This window comes from Streptomyces sp. JL2001 (genome assembly GCF_050917515.1).
Lineage (GTDB): Bacteria > Actinomycetota > Actinomycetes > Streptomycetales > Streptomycetaceae > Streptomyces.
Window position 1 is genome coordinate 3999822 of record NZ_CP169421.1, and the last position, 23518, is coordinate 4023339.

Here is a 23518-nt window from a genome sequence, read left to right on the forward strand (position 1 = left end):
GAGACCGCAGCAGCACAAGCACGAGGGCCCGGCACACCAGGTGTGCCGGGCCCTCGCCCGTTCGACGGCCGCTCGGCCCGGTCCCTCCGGACGGGCGGTCGAGCCCGGTCCGATCACGCCCTGCCTGATCGAGCCCGGTCCTACAGGTACGGACCCGAGCGGATCGCGTGACCGTGGCCCTGGTCGTCGTCATCGTCGTGGGGTCCACCCGGAGGCAGCGCCCTGCGCATCTGCTCCAGTTGGGCGCGGGCCGCCATCTGCTGGGCGAACAGGGCCGTCTGGATGCCGTGGAAGAGTCCTTCGAGCCAGCCCACCAACTGGGCCTGTGCGATCCGCAGTTCCGCTTCGGAGGGGATCGCCTCGTCGGTGAACGGCAGGGAGAGCCGCTCCAGTTCCTCCACCAGCTCGGGCGCGAGCCCGTCCTCCAGCTCCTTCACGGAACTGGCATGGATATCCTTCAGCCGGACCCGGCTCGCCTCGTCGAGAGGTGCCGCCCTGACTTCTTCCAGAAGCTGCTTGATCATGCTGCCGATGCGCATGACCTTCGCAGGCTGCTCGACCATTTCTGTCACCGGGACCTCGCGGGACTCGTCGTCGCCATGACTGCCGCCGAGCGCCGTCCCATCCTGTCCCACGATGAGGACCTGGGGGCTCTCCTGCGACCGTTCATTCCTCGGCATATCCATGCCGCCATTCTCTCGCACACGTGCCTCACCACACGGTGTGCCCCTGTACGAGGGTGATCCACCCTCGTACAGGGGCACAGGAACGCAACGAAGCGGAAGAACCGGTCAGGTCGCGGCGCGGCGGGCCAGGGCGCCCCGGGACCGCGTCACCAGTGCGGCCAGCAGCGCGGCTCCCAGCGGGACGGCCACCAGCAGGGCCGCCAGCGTCTCCCACGGGACGACGATCGGCACGTGGGGCGGTTGCGACATGACTCCCCAGCCCTGGTCGAGCGCCTCCTGGTAGTAGCGCAGCTGCTCCCGCTCCTCGGTGAGCCGCAGCCCCACGGCCGGCAGCACACCGGCCGCCGATCCGAGGATCACGCCCATCGCGGCGACCACCCCGCACTGGAAGCCGCTGAGTGTCCGGCGGACCCGCGGCGGAGCGCCGACCGCGGCGAGCGTCTTGAGGTCGGCCTCGGCGTCGGCCTGGGCGAGACCGGTGGCGATACCGGCCGCACCGATGGTGACGAGGCCCGCGAAGACGGTCAGGGAGAGGAGCACGATGCTGCCCTTGCTGACGAAGCCCTCCTCCAGGTGGAGATCGACGTCGCTGCCGAGCTTGGCGATCTCGGCGTCGAGCTTCTGCCGCTGCTCGGAGCTCGGCATGCGGTCGGTGGTGAAGTACGAACCGACGGGCACCGTGGTCAGTCCGGCGGCCTTGGCGGTGGCCGGGGTGATCATGCCCTGCATGCCGTACGACTGCCCGCTCTCGGGCATCAGGTACGCGGGGAGCGACTTGATCTCGCCCGGAGCCGGCTTGCCCTCGCGGTCGGCCGCGTCGGCCTTCTCGAGGTCGGTGATCAGCTTGACGTCGACCTGGCCGGCCTTGTTGACCTGCTGCTTGGCGAAGGTGACCACCTTGCCCTCGGCGAGGGCCCGCTCGGCGCCGGCGTCCTTGATGCCGAGGATCGTCAGCAGCCGGGCGTCGCCGACCAGCAGGCCGCCCTCGACGTAGACGCTGCCGCTGTCGCCCTCCTTGCAGCGCCAGTCCTCGGCCAGCTTGCGCCGCTGCTCCTTGGTGAACCGCTCCGAGGGGTCGCTGCCGTCGGTGGTGGCCGCCCACAGCGGGCACTCGTTGGCCGCGGGGATGACGACCTCGTACCGGCCGCAGCCGGTTCCCTGGCCATAGGGCGAGCAACCCGGCTTGCCGACCACGATGCGGTCGACGTCGGCGCGGGCGTCGATCGGCAGCAGGCGCTGCACGGCCTCCCGGACCGCCGGGACGTCCCGGCCGCCGTCCTCGACGACCAGCGCGGAGACCGCCCCGTAGGGCAGGCGCGCCTGGTATTCGGCGCGTTCCTGGGCCTCGCTGCTCGCGGTGTACGTGGCGACGGCGACGGTTCCGGCGACCGCGGCGAGCACGGCGGCGACGGCCGGCGCCGTACGGCCGCGGTTGCGCACGGCGTCGCGGAGCGCGAGACGCGGCGACAGGGGCATCCAGCGTCCGGTCCGGCCGAAGAGGCCGACCAGGGCGGGGGTCATGGCGACGACGCCGAGCTCGGCGATGGCGCTGCCGCCCGCGACGATCACGACCTGGTCGGAGACGACCGAGCCGTACAGCGCGATCGCGGCGCCGAGCAGCAGGGCGCCCAGGCCGACCAGCGGGAGCACGCGGCTGCTGCGGCGGACGCCGCGCCGGCCGGTGAGCGAGGCCAGGACGGTCTGCCGGGAGGAGGTGATCGCCGGGACGATCGCCGCCAGCAGGCCGGTCAGCACGGCGAGGAGCGCGATGCCGAGCAGTTCCAGCGGGCGGACGTCGAAGGAGCCGAACCGCTGGCCCAGGTAGTCCTCGAGCAGGGGCTGCAGGGCGAAGGTGAGGATCAGCGCGAGGACCGTGCCGGTCACCGCCGCGGCGATGCCGATGACGAGGCCGCCGCTGAGCACGATGGCCCGGATGTGGCTGCGGTCGCCGCCGTTGGCTCCGACGAGGCCGAGCTGGCGGCGCGAGCGGCGGGCGCCGACGGCGAACGCGGGACCGGCGAGGAGGCAGATCTCCAGCATCGCGAGGCCGACGACGGTGCCGAGTGCGGCGAGCTCCGCCGCCTGGGCGGCGGTGCTGGTCTGGTAGTTGCCCCAGCCGTCCTTCTGGTAGAGCGGGACCTCGGAGTCGGCGGGCGGGTCCAGGAGCACGGCGCGCGAGACGACGGCGACACCCTTGGTGTTGATCTGCTGGACCATGTTCCACGTGAAACCGCCGGACAGCTTCACCAGGTGGGTGGTGGAGGTGTCGGGCTTCATCAGGCCGGCCTTCTCGGCGGCCTTTCCGTACGGGGCCAGGAAGGCGCCGGGCAGGGCGTTGACCTGGTCGGCCTTGAGGTCGTTCGGCAGCTCGTAGGCGCCCACGATCCGGTAGGTGCGGTCGAAGCCGCGCGCGGTCAGGGTGGAGCCGACCGTGAGACCGCTGGTCTCCAGGAAGTGCGTGGTCGCGGCGAGCTCGTCCGCCCTCTGCGGGAAGCGGCCCTCCTGGAGGGGCATGATGCCCGTCGCGATGGGGTCGGCCGCCTTGAGCTCGCGGACCTCGGTCTGGAGCAGTCCGTGCACGGTCGTGAGCTTGGCGCTGCCGGCGGTGTCCGTCAGGGTCTTGGCACCGGCCGGGAAGGCCGCGGTGACATCGGTCGAGCCGCTCGGCCAGCCGCGGTCTCCGTACTCCTTGGCCGGTGCGTTCATCTCACCGTCCGGCGACTGCAGGATGGGGACGCCGCCGACCTGCGCGTCGGAGAAGCGCGCGTCGGCCGCGCCGATGGTGCGGTCCAGTTTCTCCTCTGCGGAGAGTTCGGAGCTGCGCAGGGTGAGGTCGGCTGCGCTGACCCCGAGGATGGGCAGGGCGATCATGGCGAGGACCAGGAAGCTGCGGCCCTTGAAGCGCCAGGCGTCGCGGCGGGCTATGCGGATCGCGGCACGCCAGGAATGGAGCCACTTGTTCACCGTTCGGCCGCCTGACCGGACAGGAGCGAGTCGGCGTCGGTGCGCACGGTCTGGTCGACGACGGCGCCGTCCCTGAGGAAGACGACGCGGTCGGCCCAGGCGGCGAACCGCGGCTCGTGGGTGACCAGGACCCCGGCGGCACCGGCGTCGCAGCGGGTGCGCAGCAGGGCGAGGACGGACTCGCCGGTCTCGGAGTCGAGGGCGCCGGTGGGCTCGTCGGCGAGCACGAGGCGGCGGTCTCCGACGAGGGCGCGGGCGATGGCGACGCGCTGCTGCTGGCCGCCGGACATCTCGTCGGGGAAGCGGTCGGCGAGGTGGCCGAGCTCCATCTCCTGGAGTGCGGCGAGGGCCTCGACACGGGCCTTGCGCGCGGAGACACCGTCCAGTTCACGGGGCAGGGCGACGTTCTCGGCGGCCGTGAGGGCCGGGATGAGGTTGTAGTCCTGGAAGACGTAGCCGATGCTGCGGCGGCGCAGTGCGGCGAGCGCCTTGCGGTCGGCGGTGGTGATGTCGGTGCCCTCGACGACCACCCGGCCGGAGGTCGGGAAGTCCAGGCCGCCGGCGATGGTCAGCAGGGTGGACTTGCCGGAGCCCGAGGGGCCCATGACGGCGACGAGTTCGCCGGCGTGGACGTCGAGGTCGATGCCGCGGAGGGCGTGCACCTCGGTGGCGCCCGAGCCGTGGACACGGGTCAGGTTCTGGAGCTGCAGCACGGGCTGCTGTGCGGACATGGAGGGGTCCCCCTTGGTCGTACGCCGCGGGACGGACGCGCCGGCCGGATCGGGCGGCGGCCGCTCGGGTACGGAGCGGATGGAGAGGTGGAACGGAACGGGCGCGCACGGGGAGCCGTGAACGCGGATGCGCAGGTGCGGGCCTGCGTCGACGTGGTGCGATGCGTGGGGTCGGGATGCCGCGGTACGGCTGCCTCGGCACGGGAGGTGCGGGGCGGCGGTACGGGCGTGGCGGTGGCCCGACGTGCTGTGCGGGTACGTGGGTGTCGCCGTGCGGTGGTGCGGGCCCGGGTGCGGTGTGCGGGGCCCGGTGGTGCGGGTCCTCGGTGCCGCGGTGTCAGAGCCGTGGTGAGGGGCGGATCGTGGGGGAGGCCGGGGCGGTGGCGGGCCCCGGATGCTGGGACCCGGCCGGGGTGCCGGCGGCGGCCGAGAGTCGGATGAGCCGGGCCTCGCAGTGGTCCAGCCAGCGGGCCTCGGCCTCGGTCTGGAAGATGAGCTGTTCCAGTACGAGCAGCCAGGCCACGTCGTCCCGCTCCTGGGATCCGCCGCTCTCGAGTGCGGTGATCGCCTGTGCCTTGAGGCGGGTGTAGTCCTGCATCGCCTTCACGGTGTGGTGGCGCTGGGCCTGGATGACGGCGCGGATGTCGACCCCCGGAGCGCCGACGGCCATGGCGAGTTTGATGGCCAGCTCGTCCCGGGCGGGGCTGGTGCGGTCGACGGGCTTCTCGAACCAGGTCCTGAGCTCGGTGCGGCCGTGGTCGGTGATGGCGTAGAGCGCGTGCCCGGCCTCGTCCTCACCGCTCTGCGAGACGAGCCCGTCGCGTTCGAGACGGTTGAGGGTCGTGTAGACCTGGCCGACGTTGAGGGGCCAGGTGGACCCCGTGCGGGACTCGAACTCCGTGCGGAGCTGCGAACCGTAGCGAGGGCCGCGTTCGAGGAGGGCGAGAAGCCCGTGGCGGATCGACATACTCAGTATGTATACCGAGTATGTCGGCGCGGACAAGCGACCTCAGACGGACCCGCGGCGTCCGTCTCAAGGGGGACACGCGGCGGGAGCGGGGCTCAGCGGCGGCGCATCCGGAGGCCGAGGAAACCGATCCCGAGCCCCATCAGTGCCAACCCGGCGCCCAGCGTCAGCACGGGAATCTGCCGGTCAGCGACGGTGGTGCCGGTCCCGGTGGTGATCCGGCGGGCGGCGTCGGGCACGGACGCCGGGGCGTCGTCCGCGCGCGGCGGGTCCGCCTGGGGTACCGCTTCGAGGTCCTCGTCCGTGCCGTCCGCGTCGGCGGAGGGTGCGTCGGCTGTTGCCGTTTTGGTACGTGGGGGGTCGGCCGGCGGGGTCGACGGTCGCGTCGCCGGCACCCGCGCGGGCGCCGTGGCGGGCCGCCCGGGCCGGTCCCGGCCCTCACCGGCGGGACGTCCGGCGAGGGAGGGGGCGGGCTGCCGCGGCGGGCCGGACTCCCTCGGCTTGTCGGCGTCCTCGGATCCGCTCGGCCTGTCCGGCTCTTCGGGCTCCTCCGCGTCGACCGGACCCGGTGCCCCCGGCCCGGTGGACGCCGAGGCGGAGGGGGATCCCGAGGCCGTACCGCTCGGCGAGGGCGTCGCGGAGGGGGAGGTGTCCGTCGTGGCGGGGGGTGCGGTGGGGGCGGGCCGGGTCTCGGGCACCGGTCCGCGCCAGGGGGTCGTCGCGGTGGGCGAGGGATCCGCCGCGACCGCGCCGTGCGCGACCGGGGTGCCCACCACGAGCCAGCACACGAGCACCGGACCGAGGGCCCTCGTCCGCGCCCTGTGGAGTCCTGGAGTCACGGCGTGACCCCCTCCCGTCCGAGCAGCCGAGCTGGTCAACCGAGCCAGTCGACTCAGCGTCACATGTCGGGACGCTTCCGGCATCCGGGCGGGTGCGCACGGAGGACCGGGCCCGCTCACGTCGGTGCCGGCCGAGGAGGGAGCGCGCCGCGCAGGGGGTGGAAGCCGAGGCGGTGACGCCGGGAACGGGGGGAAGACGACGGGCTCCCGACCGCACTGCGGCCGGGAGCCCGTCGGAGGAGGCGGTGCCCGCCGGGCGGGCTACTGCGGCGGGTTGCCCGTCGAGATCTCCAGGGTGAACTCAGCGTCCTCGTTCGACGCGTCCGCGTCCTTCGGCGGGTACTGGCTGAGGACGGTGCCCTCGCCGTAGGTGTTCTCGTCGACCGGGGTCTGCTTGGTGATCTTCCAGCCCGCGGCCTGGATGCAGGCCTTCACCGACTGGATGTTCTTGTAGGTGAAGTCCGGGATCTGGAACTTCGCCGGGTCCTCGGAGGACTCCCGCGGCTCCGTGCACTTCTTCGGGTCGATGGTCCTGCTGAGGTCGGGTCCCTTGTGGTCCGCGTGGGCCGACTGCGACTGGCTGGGCTCGCCGCCCGCGGTCGTGTTCGGGTCCTCGTCCTTGTTCAGCGACAGCGCCGTGACGACACCGCCGATGACGAGCAGGGCCACCGCGATCGCGCCGACCAGGACCGGCGTGTTCCGCTTGGAGCCGGCCGCGGCGGCCGGAGCCGGCGCCGCGTGCGGGTTCATCGTGTACGGCCCGGGCGTGGGCGTCTGGTACATCGGCGCGGGCGGCGGTGTCTGCGCCTGCTGCGGGTAGCCGTAGGCCGGCCCGGGGGCGGGCGTCGGCACGCCGTACGGGCCCGGCTGCGCGGTCGGCGGCTGGTAGTGCTGCTGGACGCCGTGCGTCGACGGCGGCGGCGTCTGGCCGACCGGCGGGAAGACCGCCGAACCCACTCCCGCACCGCTGCTGACGGGACCGCCGGCGACGATCACCGGTGCGCTCGTCTGACCCGCCGACAGCACGCGCAGGCACTCGTCCTGCATCGCCGCGGCGCTCGGGAACCGCTCGTTCGGGTTCTTCTTCAGCGCGCGGGCGACGAGCGCGTCCATCGCCGGCGTCACGGACCGGTTCACCGAGGACGGGGCGACCGGCTCCTCCTGTACGTGCGCGTACGCGATGGCCAGCGGCGAGTCCGCGTCGAAGGGGAGCCGTCCCGTCAGCAGCTGGAAGAGCATGATGCCGACCGAATAGAGATCGGAACGGGCGTCCACCGCGCGGCCGAGGGCCTGCTCCGGGGAGAGGTACTGGGGCGTGCCGACGACCATGCCGGTCTGCGTCATCGAGGTCACACCGGACTGCATGGCGCGCGCGATGCCGAAGTCCATGACCTTGACCACGCCGCGCTTGGTCACCATGACGTTGCCCGGCTTGATGTCGCGGTGGACCAGGCCCATCTCGTGGCTGGTCTCCAGCGCGGCGAGCACGTCCGCCGTCACCTTCAGCGCCTTGTCGGCGGGCATGGCGCCGTACTGCTGCACGTCGGTGGCCAGGACCGACCCGAGCGGGTTGCCCTCGACGTACTCCATGACGATGTACGGCATGACGGCGCCGTCGAGGGTGTCCTCGCCGGTGTCGAAGACGGAGACGATGTTGGTGTGGGACAGCTTCGCCACGGCTTGCGCCTCGCGGCGGAAGCGTTCGCGGAACGACTGTTCCCGGCCCAGCTCGGTGTGCAGCGTCTTGATGGCCACCTGGCGGTCGAGGGCGCTGTCGTACGCGAGGTACACGGACGCCATGCCACCTTCGCCGAGCAGGTCGCGAAGCTGGTACCGGCCGTTCGCGACCGAACCGCCCGCATAGCGGCCCTGTGCGCCGTCCTGGCTCATTCGTGCTTCCCCCATACGCGCGCGAGGCGGCGCTGATCCGGATTTTCTCGGCCAAGTCTGCCCGAGGGCAGTGACACGTCAAGCCGGGTGCCCGTTCCGTGACCCTCCGCACAACAAGCGTCTCGGAAGCGTTACACGAACTGCGCTCAATTTGCACAGGCGTATACGGAAGGGAGGGGGTGGCCGGTTCATCCCGGACCGTGATGTCGGGCGGAGCCTGTAGCGTGACCGCAAGGAAAGACGTATCGGTGTGCCGGTACGGCGAGACACCGAAGACAGATGACGGCGAGGACTGATGGCACCCGAATCCGAAGCAGGCGGCGGTATGTCGGACGCTGCTGCGGAGTCCTGGGGCATCGGCGGAGTGGTCGGTGACGGACGCTACCGGCTGACCCACCGTCTGGGACGTGGCGGCATGGCCGAGGTGTTCGCCGCCGAGGACGTCCGGCTGGGCCGCACGGTCGCGGTCAAGCTGCTGCGCTCCGACCTCGCCGAGGACCCCGTCTCCAAGGCGCGCTTCACGCGCGAGGCGCAGTCGGTCGCCGGGCTCAACCACCATGCCATCGTGGCGGTGTACGACTCCGGCGAGGACGTCGTGGCCGGCCAGTCGGTGCCGTACATCGTGATGGAGCTGGTCGAGGGCCGCACCATCCGCGATCTGCTGATCAGCGCCGAGGCGCCGGGTCCGGAGCAGGCCCTGATCATCGTGTCGGGCGTGCTCGAGGCGCTCGCCTACTCGCACCAGCACGGCATCGTGCACCGGGACATCAAGCCGGCCAACGTCATCATCACGCACACCGGCGCCGTCAAGGTCATGGACTTCGGCATCGCGCGCGCCCTGCACGGCGCGCAGTCGACGATGACTCAGACCGGCATGGTCATGGGCACGCCGCAGTACCTCTCGCCCGAGCAGGCGCTCGGCAAGGCCGTCGACCACCGTTCCGACCTGTACGCCACGGGCTGCCTGCTCTACGAACTGCTCGCGCTGCGGCCCCCGTTCACCGGCGAGACGCCGCTGTCGGTGGTCTACCAGCACGTCCAGGACGCTCCCGTCCCGCCGTCGGACGTCGCCCAGGCCGCGCCGCCGGAGCTGGACGGGCTGGTCATGCGCTCGCTCGCCAAGGAGCCGGACGACCGGTTCCAGAGCGCCGAGGAGATGCGCGGCCTGATCCAGTACGGCCTGCAGATGCTGCAGCAGCAGGGCGGTCACACCGGCACGTGGAACACGGGCCCGGTGGAGATGCACGAGGGCGGGCACACGCCGCCCGGCGGGCTTGCCGCGACGGCCGCGCTCGGCCACCCGATGCACCACGAGACGGCGCAGCGTCCCCTCCTTCCGCCGAGGAACCCGGAGGACGGCGGGGTCGGCGGGTACGACGGCGGCTACGGGCAGGACGGCGGCTACGGCTCGCAGGGGGGCCGTGGCGGCGGACGCGGCAAGGTACTGCTCTTCCTGGCGCTCGCGATGGTCGCGATCGTGGCCGGTGTCGTCTACGCCTGGGACAAGGCGGCGGACCGGAGCGGCGGCACGACGGACAAGCCGACCGTGACCAACCAGCCGTCCAGCCCGACGGATTCGCCGACGCCGTCGGAGGAGCCGTCGGAGGAGTCGCAGGAACCGGACACCTCCACCGGCGGCAACGACTACCCCTGGACGCCCACGAACAGGCCCACGAACCGCCCGACGACCCCGAGCACGCCGACGGGCGAGCCCTCGACCGACCCGGCGGACGGCGGCACCACCGACGGCGGCACCACCGACGGCGGCACCGACACGGGCACGTCGACCGGGACCTCGACCGGCACGTCCACCGGTACCAGCACGGGCACGTCGACCGGGACGTCGAGCGGTACGTCCACCGGTACCAGCACGGGCACGTCGAGCGGTACGTCCACCGGCACCACCACCGGTACGACGACGGGCGCCAACGGCGAGCCCACGGGGGGCACCACCCCCTGACGGGCCGTCCCCACCGACCGGGCCGGCCGCGTCAGCCCGTGAACGCGTCGCGCACCGCCTCGTATTCGCGGGTCCACCACACCACCAGGGCCGACGCCGCAGGGAACTGCGGGTCGGCCCTTCGGTCGTCGAGCTGGTAGCGCCAGCGCAGTATCCAGAAGTCGTTGAGCCGCTCCCACCACACCCGGTGCACCGCGGCCGCCAGTTCGTCCGCGTCCACGCCCGCGGCGCGCCGGTAGTCCCGCGCGTACGCCCGCACCTTCGTCAACGCCAGTTCGCCCGCGGGCCGTACGAAGAAGATGGCGGCGGCCCGCACCGCCTCCTCGGCCCGCGGCTGGACGCCGAGCCGGTCCCAGTCGACGATCGCGGCCGGCTCCGCGCCCCGGTAGAGCAGGTTCAGCGGGTGGAAGTCGCCGTGCACCCAGCCGGCGGCCGAGGCCGGCGGCGGGCGCCGGTGGACGTGCTCGGCCAGCAGCCGGCGGCGCTGGAGCAGCCGGTGCACGGCCAGTTCGTCGAAGCCGTCCCGGGGGCGGCGGGCGCGGGCGAGGCGCAGCAGTTCGCCGATGACCCGGAACGTCTCCTCGGGGCGGGCGCTCTCGTGTTCCTCGCCCGGCGGCGGCGCTTCCATCACCTGGTCGAGGCAGGTGTGGACCCGGCCGAGGAGCAGGCCGAGCCGCCGTGAGCCGCCCGCGGACAGCTGGGCGCCGTCGCGGTGGCGGCCGTCGACCCAGGGGTGCAGGGCGTAGCACCGGCCGCCGATCACCGCGACGGTCCGGCCGGCGGAATCGGCGAGCGGTGGGGCGACGGGCAGGCCCAGGGCGTGCAGGCGCTGGGTGGCGCGGTGCTGGCGGCTGATGGTGTCCCGGTCCGCGGTCGGGGCGTCGAGGTGCTGCTTGAGGAAGTAGGCGCCGCGGGTGGTGGCGAGGCGGTAGCCCCGGTTGAGCAGGCCCTGGGTGACGGGTTCGCAGGACAGGGGCTCGCCGGCCTCGCGGTAGCGGCGCAGGAGGGCACCGAGCGGCGGGACGAGCGTTTCAGATGAGCGCGGCACTCGCCAGATGTTAGATCACGCTACGTGGTGGAGGTGTCGCTCAGCGGCGCGAGCGTCCGCGCGTGCGCCGGCGCTCCCGGTGACCCGTGCGCCGTCGGGTGCGTCGATGCGCGTGCCCGCGTGCTCCCCGAGGCTCCCGGCGGCGTAGGCGAGCGCGTGGACGGTCACGAACCGGGGCTCGATGCGCATGTAGACCGGGTCGAAGGGCTCGCCGTCCACCGTCCGGGGGGTGGGCCCGAAAGCGGCCAGCTGCTCCTCGGTCGGCTCGACGAGCTCGGCGGTGCCCGTGAACTGCACGGACCACAGGTTCTCGGAGCCGGAGTGGAGGTTGTCGGCGCCATAGGCGACGACGCAGCCGGCGCACGCCCGGTGGTAGCCGAGTCCCCGGTGCAGCCGCAGCAGCACGCGGCCCTCGTCCACGATGTGCCGGGCCGGTGCGACGAACGGCATCGCCCGCATGCTCGTCGCCACCCGGCCGTACGGCACCCCGGTCAGCAGCTCGATGGCTCGGATCTCCTCGGTGGACATGTTCTCCACTCTCCGTCACGGCCACGCCGCCCGACAGGGGCGCCTGCCCCGGCCGGAGGGGACGTAAGTCCCGAATCCGGGCCGTCCGAACCCGTTCCGCCCGGCGGTCCGCCGGTCCTCAGCGCCGCTCGGCCTGGAGGCGCGCCACGTAGGCCGCGGCCTGCGAGCGCCGTTCCATGCCCAGCTTCGACAGCAGGCTGGAGACGTAGTTCTTGATGGTCTTCTCCGCGAGGTGGAGCCGCTCGCCGATGACCCGGTTGGTCAGGCCCTCGCCGATCAGGTCGAGGATCCTGCGCTCCTGATCCGTCAGGCTCGCGAGCTTGTCGTCCCCCTTCGGGTTGTTGCCGTCGCGCAGCCGCTCCAGGACCCGGGCGGTCGCCACGGGGTCGAGCAGCGACTTGCCGGAGGCGACGTCCCGAACCGCCGACAGGAGCTCGTTCCCCCGAATGGCCTTGAGGACGTAACCCGAGGCCCCGGCCATGATCGCGTCGAAGAGCGCCTCGTCGTCGGCGTACGAGGTGAGCATCAGGCACTTGATGTCCTCGTTCTGCGAACGCACCTCGCGACAGACCTCGACACCGCTTCCGTCGGGCAGCCGGACGTCGAGCACGGCGACGTCGGGACGCGTCGCAGGGATCCTGACCAGCGCGTCTGCCGCTGTTCCGGCCTCTCCGACCACTTCGATGTCGTCCTCGACGGTGAGCAGCTCATGGACGCCGCGCCGGACGACTTCGTGGTCGTCGAGCAGAAATACCCGGATTTTTCCATCTTCGCGCACGGGGCCAGTCTCACATATTGGCTCTTCCCGTGCCCGGGGGTGCCGGGATACCGTGCCCGTGTTCCGGCGGCCTCCTGGCCGTTGCACTGCGCTGACCAGCTACGTTTCCCGTTTTCTCGATTTACTTGGAAATCCAAGCAAAATCGCAGGTCAAATGGGGTTTCGCAGGAATGCGGCGCACTGGGTAACGTGCCTATGACAGGGCGCTCGCCGGGGCACCTGTCACGCCCGACCCCGGCCGAGCCGCACCCACCCCGTGCGCGGGCCGGAAGGGCGAGCCTCCCCTTACCTGCGGTAGGGGGAACCCCAGGCCTTGCCCGGCGAACCCGGGGGCCGGACCGACGGAGGAGCACGCACGTGACCGTGGAGAGCACTGCCGCGCGCAAGACGACGCGACGCAGCAGCGGCACCAAGCGCACCGCCAGCGCGAGCGCGACCGCGAAGAAGGCACAGGGTCCCGATAACCCGGAGCCCGAGCTCGTTCAGCTGCTGACGCCCGAAGGGGAGCGCGTCCAGCACCCCGAGTACGACATCGACCTGAGCGCCGACGAGCTGCGCGGTCTCTACCGCGACATGGTCCTGACCCGTCGCTTCGACTCCGAGGCGACCTCCCTGCAGCGCCAGGGCGAGCTGGGCCTGTGGGCCTCGCTGCTCGGCCAGGAGGCCGCCCAGATCGGCTCGGGCCGTGCCCTGCGGGACGACGACTACGTCTTCCCGACCTACCGGGAGCACGGCGTCGCCTGGTGCCGCGGGGTGGACCCGACCAACCTGCTCGGCATGTTCCGGGGTGTGAACCACGGCGGCTGGGACCCCAGCAGCAACAACTTCCACCTGTACACGATCGTCCTCGGCTCGCAGACCCTGCACGCCACCGGCTACGCCATGGGTGTCGCCAAGGACGGTGCGGACTCCGCCGTGCTCGCCTACTTCGGCGACGGTGCCTCCAGCCAGGGCGACGTCAACGAGTCGTTCGTGTTCTCCGCGGTCTACAACGCCCCGGTCGTGTTCTTCTGCCAGAACAACCAGTGGGCCATCTCCGAGCCCATCGAGAAGCAGACCCGCGTCCCGCTCTACCAGCGCGCCCGCGGCTTCGGCTTCCCCGGCGTCCGTGTCGACGGCAACGACGTCCTCGCGTGCCTGGCCGTGACCCGGTCGGCACTCGAGCGCGCCCGCCGCGGCGAGGGCCCGACGCTCATCGAGGCGTTCACCTACCGCATGGCCGCCCACACCACCTCCGACGACCCGACCCGCTACCGCCGCGACGCGGAGCGCGAGGCGTGGGAGGCGAAGGACCCGATCATGCGCCTCAAGGCGTACATGGAGAACGAGGGCCACGCCGACGCGGCCTTCTTCGAGGAGCTCGAGGCGGAGAGCGAGGCTCTCGGCAAGCACGTCCGCGAGGTCGTCCGCGCCATGCCCGTGCCGGAGCACATGGCGATCTTCGACAACGTGTACGCGGACGGGCACGCGCTCGTCGACGAGGAGCGCGCGCAGTTCGCCGCCTACCAGGCGTCCTTCGCGGGCGGAGAGGCCGAGTAATCATGGCTGTTCAGAAGCTTCCCCTCGCCAAGGCGCTCAACGAGTCGCTGCGCAAGGCCCTGGAGACCGACCCCAAGGTCGTCATCATGGGCCTCGACGTCGGCAAGCTCGGCGGTGTCTTCCGGATCACCGACGGTCTGCAGAAGGACTTCGGCGAGGACCGGGTCATCGACACCCCGCTCGCCGAGTCCGGCATCGTCGGCACCGCGATCGGCCTCGCTCTGCGCGGTTACCGGCCGGTCGTGGAGATCCAGTTCGACGGTTTCGTCTTCCCGGCCTACGACCAGATCGTCACCCAGCTGGCGAAGATGCGGGCCCGTTCGCTCGGCACGGTGAAGATGCCGGTCGTCATCCGCATCCCGTACGGCGGCGGCATCGGCGCCGTCGAGCACCACTCCGAGTCCCCCGAGTCGCTCTTCGCGCACGTCGCGGGCCTCAAGGTCGTCACCCCGGCGAACTCCTCCGACGCCTACTGGATGCTCCAGCAGGCGATCCAGAGCGACGACCCGGTCATCTTCTTCGAGCCCAAGCGCCGCTACTGGGACAAGGGCGAGGTCGACACCGAGGCCATCCCCGGTGAGCTGCACAAGGCCCGCGTCGCCCGTGAGGGCACGGACCTCACCATCGCCGCCTACGGCCCGATGGTGAAGACCTGTCTGGAGGCCGCCGCGGCGGCCGCCGAGGAGGGCAAGTCCGTCGAGGTCGTCGACCTGCGGTCGGTCTCCCCGCTGGACTTCGACACCATCCAGGCCTCGGTCGAGAAGACCCGCCGTCTGGTCGTGGTCCACGAGGCCCCGGTCTTCTTCGGCTCCGGCGCCGAGATCGCCGCTCGCATCACCGAGCGCTGCTTCTACCACCTGGAAGCCCCCGTCCTGCGGGTCGGCGGCTACCACGCGCCGTATCCGCCGGCGCGCCTGGAGGAGGAGTACCTGCCGGGCCTGGACCGCGTGCTCGACGCCGTCGACCGCTCGCTGGCGTACTGAGGAGAACCACGTGACCATCCGCGAATTCAAGATGCCCGACGTGGGCGAGGGCCTCACCGAGGCCGAGATCCTCAAGTGGTACGTCCAGCCCGGTGACACGGTCACCGACGGGCAGGTCGTCTGCGAGGTCGAGACGGCCAAGGCCGCCGTCGAACTTCCCAGCCCCTTCGACGGCGTGGTGCACGAGCTGCGCTTCCCCGAGGGCGCGACGGTGGACGTCGGCGAAGTGATCATCTCGGTCAACGTCGGCGGGGACGCGCCCGCGGAGGTCCCGGCCGCCCCGGTCGCCGAAGCCCCGGAGCCCGTCGTGGCGCCCGTGGCGCCCGCGGCCGAGGAAGCCGAGCCGCAGGGCCGCCAGCCGGTCCTGGTGGGCTACGGCGTCGCCGCGACCTCGACCAAGCGCCGGCCGCGCAAGGGCGCCACGGTGCCCGGGCAGGCCGCCGCCGCGATCCAGGGCGAGCTCAACGGGCACGGCGCGGCCGCGACCGCCGCCCGCCCGCTGGCCAAGCCGCCGGTGCGCAAGCTCGCCAAGGACCTCGGGGTCGACCTGGCGACGGTCGTCCCGACCGGCCCGGACGGGATCATCACCCGCGAGGACGTCCACGCGGCCGCCACCCCGGAGCCGTCCGCCGTGACCGAGGCCCCGGCGCCCGTCGCGGCTCCGGCCCCCGCGGCCGTCCCCGCACCCGCGGCCGCTCCGGCCGCCGTGGTCTCGACGGACGCGCGGGAGACCCGCGTCCCGATCAAGGGTGTGCGCAAGGCGACCGCGGCGGCGATGGTCGGCTCGGCCTTCACCGCCCCGCACGTCACCGAGTTCGTGACCTTCGACATCACGCGCACGATGAAGCTGGTCGAGGAGCTCAAGTCCGACAAGGACATGGCGGGCCTGCGGGTCAACCCGCTCCTCCTCATCGCCAAGGCCGTCCTGGTCGCCGCCAAGCGCAACCCGGACATCAACGCGTCCTGGGACGAGGCGAACCAGGAGATCGTGCTCAAGCACTACGTCAACCTGGGCATCGCCGCGGCCACCCCGCGGGGCCTGATCGTGCCGAACATCAAGGACGCGCACGCCCAGACCCTGCCGGAGCTGTCGCGGTCCCTGAGCGAGCTGGTCTCGACCGCCCGTGAGGGCAAGACGACTCCGGCGGCGATGCAGGGCGGCACCTTCACCATCACCAACGTCGGTGTGTTCGGCGTCGACACCGGTACGCCCATCCTGAACCCGGGCGAGTCCGCGATCCTCGCGGTCGGGGCCATCAAGCTCCAGCCGTGGGTCCACAAGGGCAAGGTGAAGCCGCGCCAGGTCACGACGCTGGCCCTGTCGTTCGACCACCGCCTGGTGGACGGCGAGCTCGGCTCCAAGTTCCTGGCGGACATCGCCGCGATCCTGGAGCAGCCGAAGCGCCTCATCACCTGGGCCTGACAAGCCCTTCGGGCGGAACGCCCGACTTCGCGTGTTTCACGTGAAACGCCCGGCCGGGGCCTCCCCGGCCGGGCGTCGTCACCATTCAGGCGCGTCCGTATCGCGGACGCGCCTGTTTGATGCACCCCTCTTGTATCTATGCTGTGTTCATGGCATCCGCACCCCCCGCCGCCGACCGCGTCTACATGCACGTCAAGCAGGCCGTGCTCGACCGCCGTTACGAGGGCGGCACCCTCCTCACGGAGGGGGAGCTCGCCGATGCCGTCGGGGTGTCCCGCACGCCGGTCCGCGAGGCCCTGCTCAAGCTGGAGATGGAAGGGCTGCTCAAGCTCTACCCGAAGAAGGGCGCCCTGGTGCTCGCCGTCTCCGCCCAGGAGATCGCCGACGTCGTCGAGACCCGGCTGCTGGTCGAGGAGTTCGCCGTACGCCGGGCCGTGCCCGCCTCCCCCGCGCTGATCGCGCGGCTCGAGGAACTCCTGGAGGAGCAGAAGCGCCGGGCCGAGGCCGGCGACCTCGCCGAGGTCGCCGTCACCGACCGCTGCTTCCACGCCGAGATCGTCCAGCACGCCGGCAACCAGATCCTCGCCAGGCTCTACGACCAACTGCGCGACCGGCAGCTGCGAATGGGCGTCGCGGTGATGCAGTCGCAGCCCGACCGGATCGCCAAGAACATCACCGAGCACGCCGAGATCCTGGAGCGGATCAAGGAGGGCGACGTCGAGGGCGCCGCCGCCTGCGTCCGGCAGCACCTCAGCTGGGTCAAGGTCCTGGTGCGGGGTGAGGCACGGTGAGCGGACGCGGATTCGGGTCCGCCGTCACCCTGCCCGGCGACCCGCCCGGCGGCCGCCGCGCCGCCCTGGTCTGGGGCGTCGGCGTCGCCGTCTACTTCGTCGCCGTCATCTTCCGCACCTCGCTGGGCGTCGCCGGCCTCGACGCCGCCGACCGCTTCGACGTCAACGCCTCCGCCCTCTCCACCTTCTCCATCCTGCAACTGCTGGTCTACGCGGGCATGCAGATACCTGTCGGCCTGATGGTCGACCGGCTCGGCACGAAGAAGGTGCTGACCCTCGGCGTCGTGCTCTTCACCGTCGGCCAGCTCGGCTTCGCCCTCTCCCCCTCGTATGGCATGGCCCTCGCCTCCCGGGCCCTCCTCGGCTGCGGCGACGCGATGACCTTCATCAGCGTGCTGCGCCTGGGCGCCCGCTGGTTCCCGGCCCGCCGCGGCCCCCTCATCGGCCAGGTCGCCGCCCTCTTCGGCATGGCCGGCAACCTCGTCTCGACCCTCTTCATCGCCCGGGCGCTCAACGGCTGGGGCTGGACCGCCACCTTCGTCGGCAGCTCCGTCGCCGGCATCGCCGTCCTCGTGCTGCTGCTCCTCTTCCTCAAGGACCACCCCGAGGGATACGAACCGGCACCCGTCACGCACGCCGGCGCCGCCTTCGTCCGGCGCCAGATCGCCCAGTCCTGGCGCGAACCCGGCACCAGGCTCGGCATGTGGGTGCACTTCACCACCCAGTTCCCGGCGATGGTCTTCCTGCTGCTGTGGGGCATGCCGTTCCTGGTCGAGGACCAGGGCCTGACCCGGGGCGTCGCCGGCGAACTGCTGACGCTCGTGGTCCTGTCCAACATGGCCGTGGGGCTCGCGTACGGCCAGATCATCGCCCGGCACCACGCGGCGAGGGCCCCGCTCGCCATCGGCACCGTCGCGGGAACCGCCCTGCTGTGGGCCGCCACCCTGCTGCACCCGGGGGACCGGGCCCCGATGTGGCTCCTGGTCACCCTCTGCGTCGTTCTCGGCGCCTGCGGCCCCGCCTCGATGATCGGCTTCGACTTCGCCCGCCCGGCCAACCCGCCGGAGCGTCAGGGCACCGCCTCGGGAATCGTCAACATGGGCGGTTTCGTCGCCTCGATGACGACGCTGCTCGCGGTCGGCGTCCTCCTCGACGCGACCGGCGACAACTACCGGATCGCCTTCTCCTCCGTCTTCGTCCTGGAGGCCCTGGGCATCGTGCAGATCCTGCGCCTCAAGGCCCGCACCGCGCGGCGCGAGCGGGAACGGCTCGTGGCGAGCCGGGTGGAGGCCGTGCACGTACCGGTGTGAGAACCCCGGCCCGGGGCGGCACCGGGAGAGCGGCCCTCGCCCGGTGCCGCCCCGGGCCGGCAGCGGCCCCCGAGCGACGAGCCAGGCGGGACTTCGAGGACCTAGCGGGGCGTCACCGTGAAGTTGTCCAGGATCGCCTGCGCCAGGTCCAGGTCGCCCTCCGCCTTGACCCGGTCGGCGGCCTCGGCCGCCCGCACCCGCCCGCACGCCAGCCGGACGTACGTCTCCCAGTCCGTGGCCAGCGTCACCACCGGACCCAGCGACGGCGAGCCGTCGACCGAACCGCGGCCCTCCGCGTCCACCCGCACCGTCCGCAGGAACTCGACCGGGCCGTGCACGTCGAGCACGATCGCCGAATTGACCGGCGCGCCCGCGTCCTTGGCCACCACCTTCGGCAGCGCCTCCAGCAGCACGTCCCGCGTGATCAGAGCGGCGGGGGAGTCGAGGTTGCCCGGCCGGCCCAGCGTCGTCCGCAGGTCCTGCTCGTGGACCCACACGTCGAAGGCGCGCATCCGGTAGGCGACCTCGAGGGTCTGCTCGGCGCCGAGCGGCGCCCGGATCAGATGCTCCGGACCGCGGTTCTCGTTGCGCAGCTGACGCGCCCTGCGGATCAGGATGTACTCCAGCTCCGCGGTCATCTCCGGACCGGTGTGGTGCCGGCGCACATCGACCTGCATCTCCATGTAGCGGGCGAACTCGCTGCGCACGTGGTAGAGATCGCGGGGCAGGGAGTGGATGGGGCGGGGGTCGCCGAGCATCTCGCACTCCATGCCGATCACATGGGAGACGATGTCCCGGACCGACCATCCCGGGCACGGCGTCGGACGGTTCCACTCCCCCTCCACGAGCGGCTGAACCAGTTCGGATATCGCTTCGATGGAGTGGGTCCAGGCGTCGGCATAGGTCTGGAGGCTGGGATGGACGGTCACGGGACCCCTCGGCGGTTCTGCGGTGCGCGGGCTGAAAACAAGACTGCTTGGGAGGCTCGGACGCTAAGTTACGCTGCCCGAAGGCACCCCGGCAGTGCTTTCGTGTGACGATCGTAGGCCCGTGTTGACGGCTCGAATGCCAGGACGGTGGTAGTGTGCGCGCCTCGCTGATCCAGATTGCAGTAGACCCGGACGAATCGATCGAATCCCGCCGGGCGCGGGTGGCCGGTCTCGTACGGGCGGAGCGCGGCGGCGCCGACCTCGTCGTGCTCCCCGAGTTGTGGCCCATGGGGGCGTTCGCCTACGAGGACTTCGCCGCCGAGTCCGAACCGCTGCACGGCCCCACCCACGACGGCATGGCGGCGGCGGCCCGTGACGCGGAGGTCTGGCTGCACGCCGGCTCGTTCGTGGAGGCGGCCGGGGGAGCGCTGTACAACACCTCGCTCGTCTTCTCCCCCGCCGGCGAACTCGTGGCGAGCTACCGGAAGATCCACCGCTTCGGCTTCGACAAGGGCGAGGCGGTGATGATGGCGGCCGGCGAGGACCTGGTGACCGCTGCGCTGCCGGGGCTGACGCTTGGCCTCGCCACCTGCTACGACCTGCGCTTCCCCGAACTCTTCCGGGGCCTGGTGGACGCCGGCGCGCAGGCGTTCGTCGTCCCCGCGGGATGGCCGGCCCGGCGCCGCGCGCACTGGACGCTGCTCGCGCAGGCGCGGGCCGTCGAGAACCAGGCGTACGTGCTGGCCTGCGACACGGCCGGGACGCACGCGGGCGTGGAACAGGCGGGGCACTCGATCGTGGTGGACCCCTGGGGCGAGGTCCTCGCCGAGGCGGGCCCGGACGAGGAGATTCTGCGGGTGGTCCTCGACCCGGCGAAGGTCGAGACGACGCGGGAGCAGTTCCCGGCCCTGAAGGACCGGGTCCTGGGCGTCGCCCCGCCGGCCTAGGGGGATCAGTCCTCCCGTTCCCGCTCGGACATCCGGATCACGCACACCGCCACGGCGATCAGCAGCGCCGCGTCGGCGTCCTCGCGGACGACGTCGACGGCGTACGTGTCCCGGAGGCGGAACCACCGCCGGGAGATGTGCGCGAGCAGTTCGCCGTCGTACTCGACGGTGAACTCCCGGTCCAGGATCCGCCCGCTCACGTCCAGCTCGGTGCCGTCCACGAGGGCGACGCGGTAGTGGTTGCGCAGCAGCGACAGCCGCTTGCGGCGGATCGTGGCGAGCGGCCGCTCGTCGCGCTCGATCGTCATGGCGTCGCGGAGGCTGAACAGCTTCTGGCGCAACGTGACGAGGACCTGCCCGAGCGGGTCCTTCAGCTCCAGGGTGTCCCGCAGGCGCAGGGCCTTGCCGTCGACGAGGAAGGCGTGGCGGCCGTCCTCGTCCTCGATCCAGTAGTCGTCGCCGAGGGCGAGGATCTTGTCCCGTACGAGGTATTTCATACGGCGACAGCTTCCCCGGCGGCCCCGGCGCCACGCGGGTGCGAAGGGGTGGCCACGGGCGGGGTCCGGCGTGTCGGAGCGGCTCCGGCACGGTCCGCCCGGACGTCCTGCCCCGGATTCCCGGGCTCTGCCGTACGCGCGTGATCCGGTGTTCATCCTCGGATGGCAAGCTTGAACCATGAACGATGCCGCCCCGGCGCCCACCCCCGCGCCCGCGCCCCGCCGTGCCCGTGTCCGTGCCCCCGAGCTGATCGGCAAGGGCGGCTGGCTGAACACCGGAGGCAAAGAGCTCACTCTCGCCGATCTGCGAGGTAAGTGCGTTGTCGTCGATTTCTGGACGTTCTGCTGCATCAACTGCCTCCACGTCCTCGACGAGCTCCGTGAGCTGGAGGAGAAGCACCGCGACACCCTGGTGATCGTCGGGGTCCACTCGCCGAAGTTCGTCCACGAGGCCGAGCACCAGGCCGTCGTCGACGCCGTGGAGCGCTACGAGGTGCACCACCCCGTGCTCGACGACCCGGAGCTCGCGACCTGGAAGCAGTACGCCGTGCGGGCCTGGCCGACGCTCGTCGTCATCGACCCCGAGGGGTACATCGTCGCCCAGCACGCCGGTGAGGGGCACGCGAACGCCCTCGCGACCCTCGTCGAGGAGCTGGAGGCCGAGCACGAGGCGAAGGGCACCCTGCGCCGCGGGGACGGGCCGTACGTGCCGCCGGAGCCCGTGGCGACCGACCTGCGCTTCCCCGGGAAGGCCGTCCTGCTGCCCTCCGGGAACCACCTGGTCTCCGACACCACCCGTCACCAGCTCGTCGAGCTGGCGCCGGACGGCGAGAGCGTGGTGCGGCGGATCGGCGACGGCGAGTTCCGCGAGCCGCAGGGCCTCGCGCTGCTTCCCGACGGGAAGGTCGTCGTGGCCGACACCGTGAACCACGCGCTGCGCACCTTCGACCCGGAGACCGGCGCGATCGAGCGGATCGCGGGCACCGGCAAGCAGTGGTGGCAGGGCTCCCCCACGTCGGGCCCGGCGCTCGACGTCGCGCTCTCGTCGCCGTGGGACGTCGCCTGGTGGCAGGGCAAGGTGTGGATCGCGATGGCCGGCGTCCACCAGCTGTGGACGTACGACCCCGAGGCGGGGACGGTGCAGGTCGCCGCCGGCACCACGAACGAGGGCCTGGTCGACGGGCCGGCGGCCGAGGCGTGGTTCGCCCAGCCGTCGGGGCTCGCCGCCGCCGGGGACCGGCTGTGGATCGCCGACTCCGAGACCAGTGCTGTGCGCTGGATCGACACCGACGGTGTCGTCCACACCGCTGTCGGCACCGGTCTCTTCGACTTCGGTCACCGTGACGGCGAGGCCGGCCAGGCGCTGCTCCAGCACCCGCTGGGCGTGACCGCGCTGCCCGACGGCTCGGTGGCGATCGCGGACACGTACAACCACGCGCTGCGCCGCTTCGACCCCGCCACCGGCGAGGTGACCACGCTCGCCACGGACCTGCGCGAGCCGAGCGACGCGGTGCTGGTCGGGGACGACATCGTCGTGGTCGAGTCCGCCCGGCACCGGCTGACCCGGCTGCGGCTGCCCGAGGAGGCCGTCCAGGTCGAGTCGGTGGCCCACCGGACGCAGCGCGAGGCGACCGAGGTGGCGCCCGGCTGGCTGCGGCTCGACGTCGTCTTCCAGGCGCCGACGGGGCAGAAGCTGGACGAGCGCTACGGTCCCTCGACCCGGCTGCTGGTCTCCTCGACGCCGCCCGAGCTGCTGCTGGGCGGCGAGGGCACGGGCACGGACCTGTTCCGGGAGCTCGACCTGAACCCGGAGCTCGCCGAGGGGGTGCTGCACGTCTCGGCGATGGCGGCGTCCTGCGACGACGATCCGGCCAACGAGTACCCGGCCTGCCACGTCCACCAGCAGGACTGGGGCGTGCCGGTGCGGCTGGCGGAGGGCGGCGTGGCGCGCCTCCCGCTGATCCTCGCGGGGATGGACGCCCAGGTGTAGGGCTGTCGGGTCCGGTCGGGGCGGCGGTCCTAGCGGACGGTTCCCTGGTTCCTGGACGGGCGGCCCGCCGCTCCGTCCAGGCAGCCGGCCACCCAGGCCGCCGGGTCGTGGGCGGCGCGGTCGCCGCCCATGCCCAGGCGTTGCATCTCGGCGCACTCGCCGGTCAGCAGGGACCGGGTGCGCTCGCCGGTCACGTCGTAGCCCCGGATGCGGGCCGCCAGGACGTAGCCGCCCTCGTAGGCGATGTCCGTGGCCCAGGGCGGCCGTCCGTCGTAGCGGGCGATGCCGTACCAGGCCACCGCCGTCCCGATCAGGGCGGCGGTGGCCAGGCAGGCGATGAACTTCCCTCGGGGCGGGCCCTCGTGACGCTGCATGGGTTCACGGTGCCGTCGGGGGCCTTTCGCCGATGTTTCGCCGGTCGCTCAGTAGTCGCGGCGTCCCTCGTCCACCACGGTGGGGGCGGACGGCGGGACGACGACCCGCCGGCGCCGGGCGATGCTCGCGAACGTCGCCGTGCCGATGAGACCGACCGCCATCATGATCAGTCCCACCAGGTCGAGGTTGACGCCGTCGAGCTCCCAGTCCGTCGCGAACGTGAGGATCGCGCCGACGGCGATGAGGATGATGCAGCCTCCCAGGCCCATGGATCCCGCCTCCTAGTGGGGTAGTCGGGATCGGGTACCCGGGTCCGGGCGGGCTATCCCTCCGCTCGCGCGTT

General features: G+C 72.1%; 21 protein-coding genes. 8 read left to right on the forward strand and 13 right to left on the reverse strand.

All coding sequences use genetic code 11. The annotated features are described in order from the left end of the window. Window positions 1–140: 140 nt before the first annotated feature. The 6 genes from ACE1OA_RS17805 to ACE1OA_RS17830 form a co-directional block, all read right to left on the reverse strand. Window positions 141–686, reverse strand: a complete 546-nt coding sequence (locus tag ACE1OA_RS17805) for a bacterial proteasome activator family protein (RefSeq protein ID WP_356601373.1) — start codon at window positions 684–686, stop codon at window positions 141–143. Between the two features lie 105 nt (window positions 687–791). After that, on the reverse strand, window positions 792–3650 hold the full coding sequence (locus tag ACE1OA_RS17810; RefSeq protein ID WP_384867796.1) for an FtsX-like permease family protein: 2859 nt from the start codon (window positions 3648–3650) through the stop codon (window positions 792–794). Further along, window positions 3647–4381, reverse strand: coding sequence for an ABC transporter ATP-binding protein (locus ACE1OA_RS17815; protein WP_356601375.1), 735 nt, complete (start codon window positions 4379–4381; stop codon window positions 3647–3649). The genes ACE1OA_RS17810 and ACE1OA_RS17815 overlap by 4 nt, the downstream gene beginning before the upstream one ends. A 337-nt stretch (window positions 4382–4718) precedes the next feature. Further along, a complete protein-coding gene (locus ACE1OA_RS17820) occupies window positions 4719–5348 on the reverse strand; it encodes a PadR family transcriptional regulator (RefSeq protein WP_432753043.1) in 630 nt (209 codons plus the stop codon). 95 nt (window positions 5349–5443) lie between these two features. Beyond that, window positions 5444–6187: a hypothetical protein gene (locus ACE1OA_RS17825; RefSeq protein WP_356601377.1), complete on the reverse strand. Its 744-nt coding sequence runs from the start codon at window positions 6185–6187 to the stop codon at window positions 5444–5446. Between the two features lie 261 nt (window positions 6188–6448). Further along, the gene (locus ACE1OA_RS17830) at window positions 6449–8077 is read right to left on the reverse strand and encodes a protein kinase domain-containing protein (RefSeq protein ID WP_432753044.1); all 1629 of its coding nucleotides are present in this window, start codon (window positions 8075–8077) and stop codon (window positions 6449–6451) included. Between the two features lie 295 nt (window positions 8078–8372). On the opposite strand from ACE1OA_RS17830, the gene ACE1OA_RS17835 reads away from it, so the two are divergent. After that, window positions 8373–10037: a protein kinase domain-containing protein gene (locus tag ACE1OA_RS17835; protein ID WP_432753045.1), complete on the forward strand. Its 1665-nt coding sequence runs from the start codon at window positions 8373–8375 to the stop codon at window positions 10035–10037. Between the two features lie 31 nt (window positions 10038–10068). On the opposite strand, the gene ACE1OA_RS17840 is transcribed toward ACE1OA_RS17835, so the two are convergent. The 3 genes from ACE1OA_RS17840 to ACE1OA_RS17850 all read right to left on the reverse strand — a co-directional run bounded on the left by ACE1OA_RS17840 (window position 10069) and on the right by ACE1OA_RS17850 (window position 12391). Next, a complete protein-coding gene (locus ACE1OA_RS17840; RefSeq protein ID WP_432753046.1) occupies window positions 10069–11085 on the reverse strand; it encodes a phosphotransferase in 1017 nt (338 codons plus the stop codon). A 15-nt stretch (window positions 11086–11100) separates the two neighbouring features. Beyond that, window positions 11101–11613 (reverse strand): pyridoxamine 5'-phosphate oxidase family protein, encoded by a 513-nt coding sequence (locus ACE1OA_RS17845; protein ID WP_356601381.1) that lies wholly within the window; start codon window positions 11611–11613, stop codon window positions 11101–11103. 118 nt (window positions 11614–11731) lie between these two features. Further along, entirely contained in the window at window positions 11732–12391 is a 660-nt protein-coding gene (locus tag ACE1OA_RS17850) for a response regulator transcription factor (protein WP_356601382.1), read from the reverse strand. 357 nt (window positions 12392–12748) lie between these two features. Here ACE1OA_RS17850 and pdhA point away from each other — a divergent pair, with 357 nt between their 5' ends. The 5 genes from pdhA (at window position 12749) to ACE1OA_RS17875 (ending at window position 18437) form a co-directional block, all read left to right on the forward strand. Further along, window positions 12749–13930 carry a pyruvate dehydrogenase (acetyl-transferring) E1 component subunit alpha gene (gene pdhA, locus ACE1OA_RS17855; protein ID WP_356601383.1) on the forward strand — a complete coding sequence of 394 codons (1182 nt, stop codon included), beginning with the start codon at window positions 12749–12751 and terminating at the stop codon, window positions 13928–13930. Window positions 13931–13932: 2 nt separating this feature from the next. Next, window positions 13933–14913, forward strand: coding sequence for an alpha-ketoacid dehydrogenase subunit beta (locus ACE1OA_RS17860; protein ID WP_432753047.1), 981 nt, complete (start codon window positions 13933–13935; stop codon window positions 14911–14913). A gap of 31 nt (window positions 14914–14944) precedes the next feature. Beyond that, window positions 14945–16336, forward strand: a complete 1392-nt coding sequence (locus tag ACE1OA_RS17865; RefSeq protein WP_432754074.1) for a dihydrolipoamide acetyltransferase family protein — start codon at window positions 14945–14947, stop codon at window positions 16334–16336. Window positions 16337–16485: 149 nt separating this feature from the next. Beyond that, window positions 16486–17127, forward strand: a complete 642-nt coding sequence (locus ACE1OA_RS17870) for a GntR family transcriptional regulator (RefSeq protein ID WP_356601385.1) — start codon at window positions 16486–16488, stop codon at window positions 17125–17127. Continuing rightward, entirely contained in the window at window positions 17124–18437 is a 1314-nt protein-coding gene (locus ACE1OA_RS17875) for an MFS transporter (protein ID WP_356601386.1), read from the forward strand. The genes ACE1OA_RS17870 and ACE1OA_RS17875 overlap by 4 nt, the downstream gene beginning before the upstream one ends. A gap of 101 nt (window positions 18438–18538) precedes the next feature. Here ACE1OA_RS17875 and ACE1OA_RS17880 read toward each other — a convergent pair whose 3' ends face one another. Further along, on the reverse strand, window positions 18539–19366 hold the full coding sequence (locus ACE1OA_RS17880) for a maleylpyruvate isomerase family mycothiol-dependent enzyme (RefSeq protein WP_384867781.1): 828 nt from the start codon (window positions 19364–19366) through the stop codon (window positions 18539–18541). Between the two features lie 155 nt (window positions 19367–19521). On the opposite strand from ACE1OA_RS17880, the gene ACE1OA_RS17885 reads away from it, so the two are divergent. After that, window positions 19522–20313: a carbon-nitrogen family hydrolase gene (locus ACE1OA_RS17885; RefSeq protein ID WP_432753048.1), complete on the forward strand. Its 792-nt coding sequence runs from the start codon at window positions 19522–19524 to the stop codon at window positions 20311–20313. Window positions 20314–20318: 5 nt separating this feature from the next. Here the strand turns inward: ACE1OA_RS17885 and ACE1OA_RS17890 are convergent, their stop codons facing one another. After that, complete coding sequence (locus ACE1OA_RS17890; RefSeq protein ID WP_356601389.1) at window positions 20319–20810, reverse strand: LURP-one-related/scramblase family protein; 492 nt, start codon at window positions 20808–20810, stop codon at window positions 20319–20321. A 178-nt stretch (window positions 20811–20988) separates the two neighbouring features. Between ACE1OA_RS17890 and ACE1OA_RS17895 the strand changes: the two genes are divergently transcribed. Further along, entirely contained in the window at window positions 20989–22800 is a 1812-nt protein-coding gene (locus ACE1OA_RS17895; protein ID WP_432753049.1) for an NHL domain-containing thioredoxin family protein, read from the forward strand. A gap of 29 nt (window positions 22801–22829) precedes the next feature. On the opposite strand, the gene ACE1OA_RS17900 is transcribed toward ACE1OA_RS17895, so the two are convergent. Further along, a complete protein-coding gene (locus ACE1OA_RS17900; protein WP_432753050.1) occupies window positions 22830–23174 on the reverse strand; it encodes a hypothetical protein in 345 nt (114 codons plus the stop codon). A gap of 48 nt (window positions 23175–23222) precedes the next feature. Continuing rightward, the gene (locus tag ACE1OA_RS17905; protein WP_356601392.1) at window positions 23223–23444 is read right to left on the reverse strand and encodes a DUF6458 family protein; all 222 of its coding nucleotides are present in this window, start codon (window positions 23442–23444) and stop codon (window positions 23223–23225) included. Window positions 23445–23518: the final 74 nt, after the last annotated feature.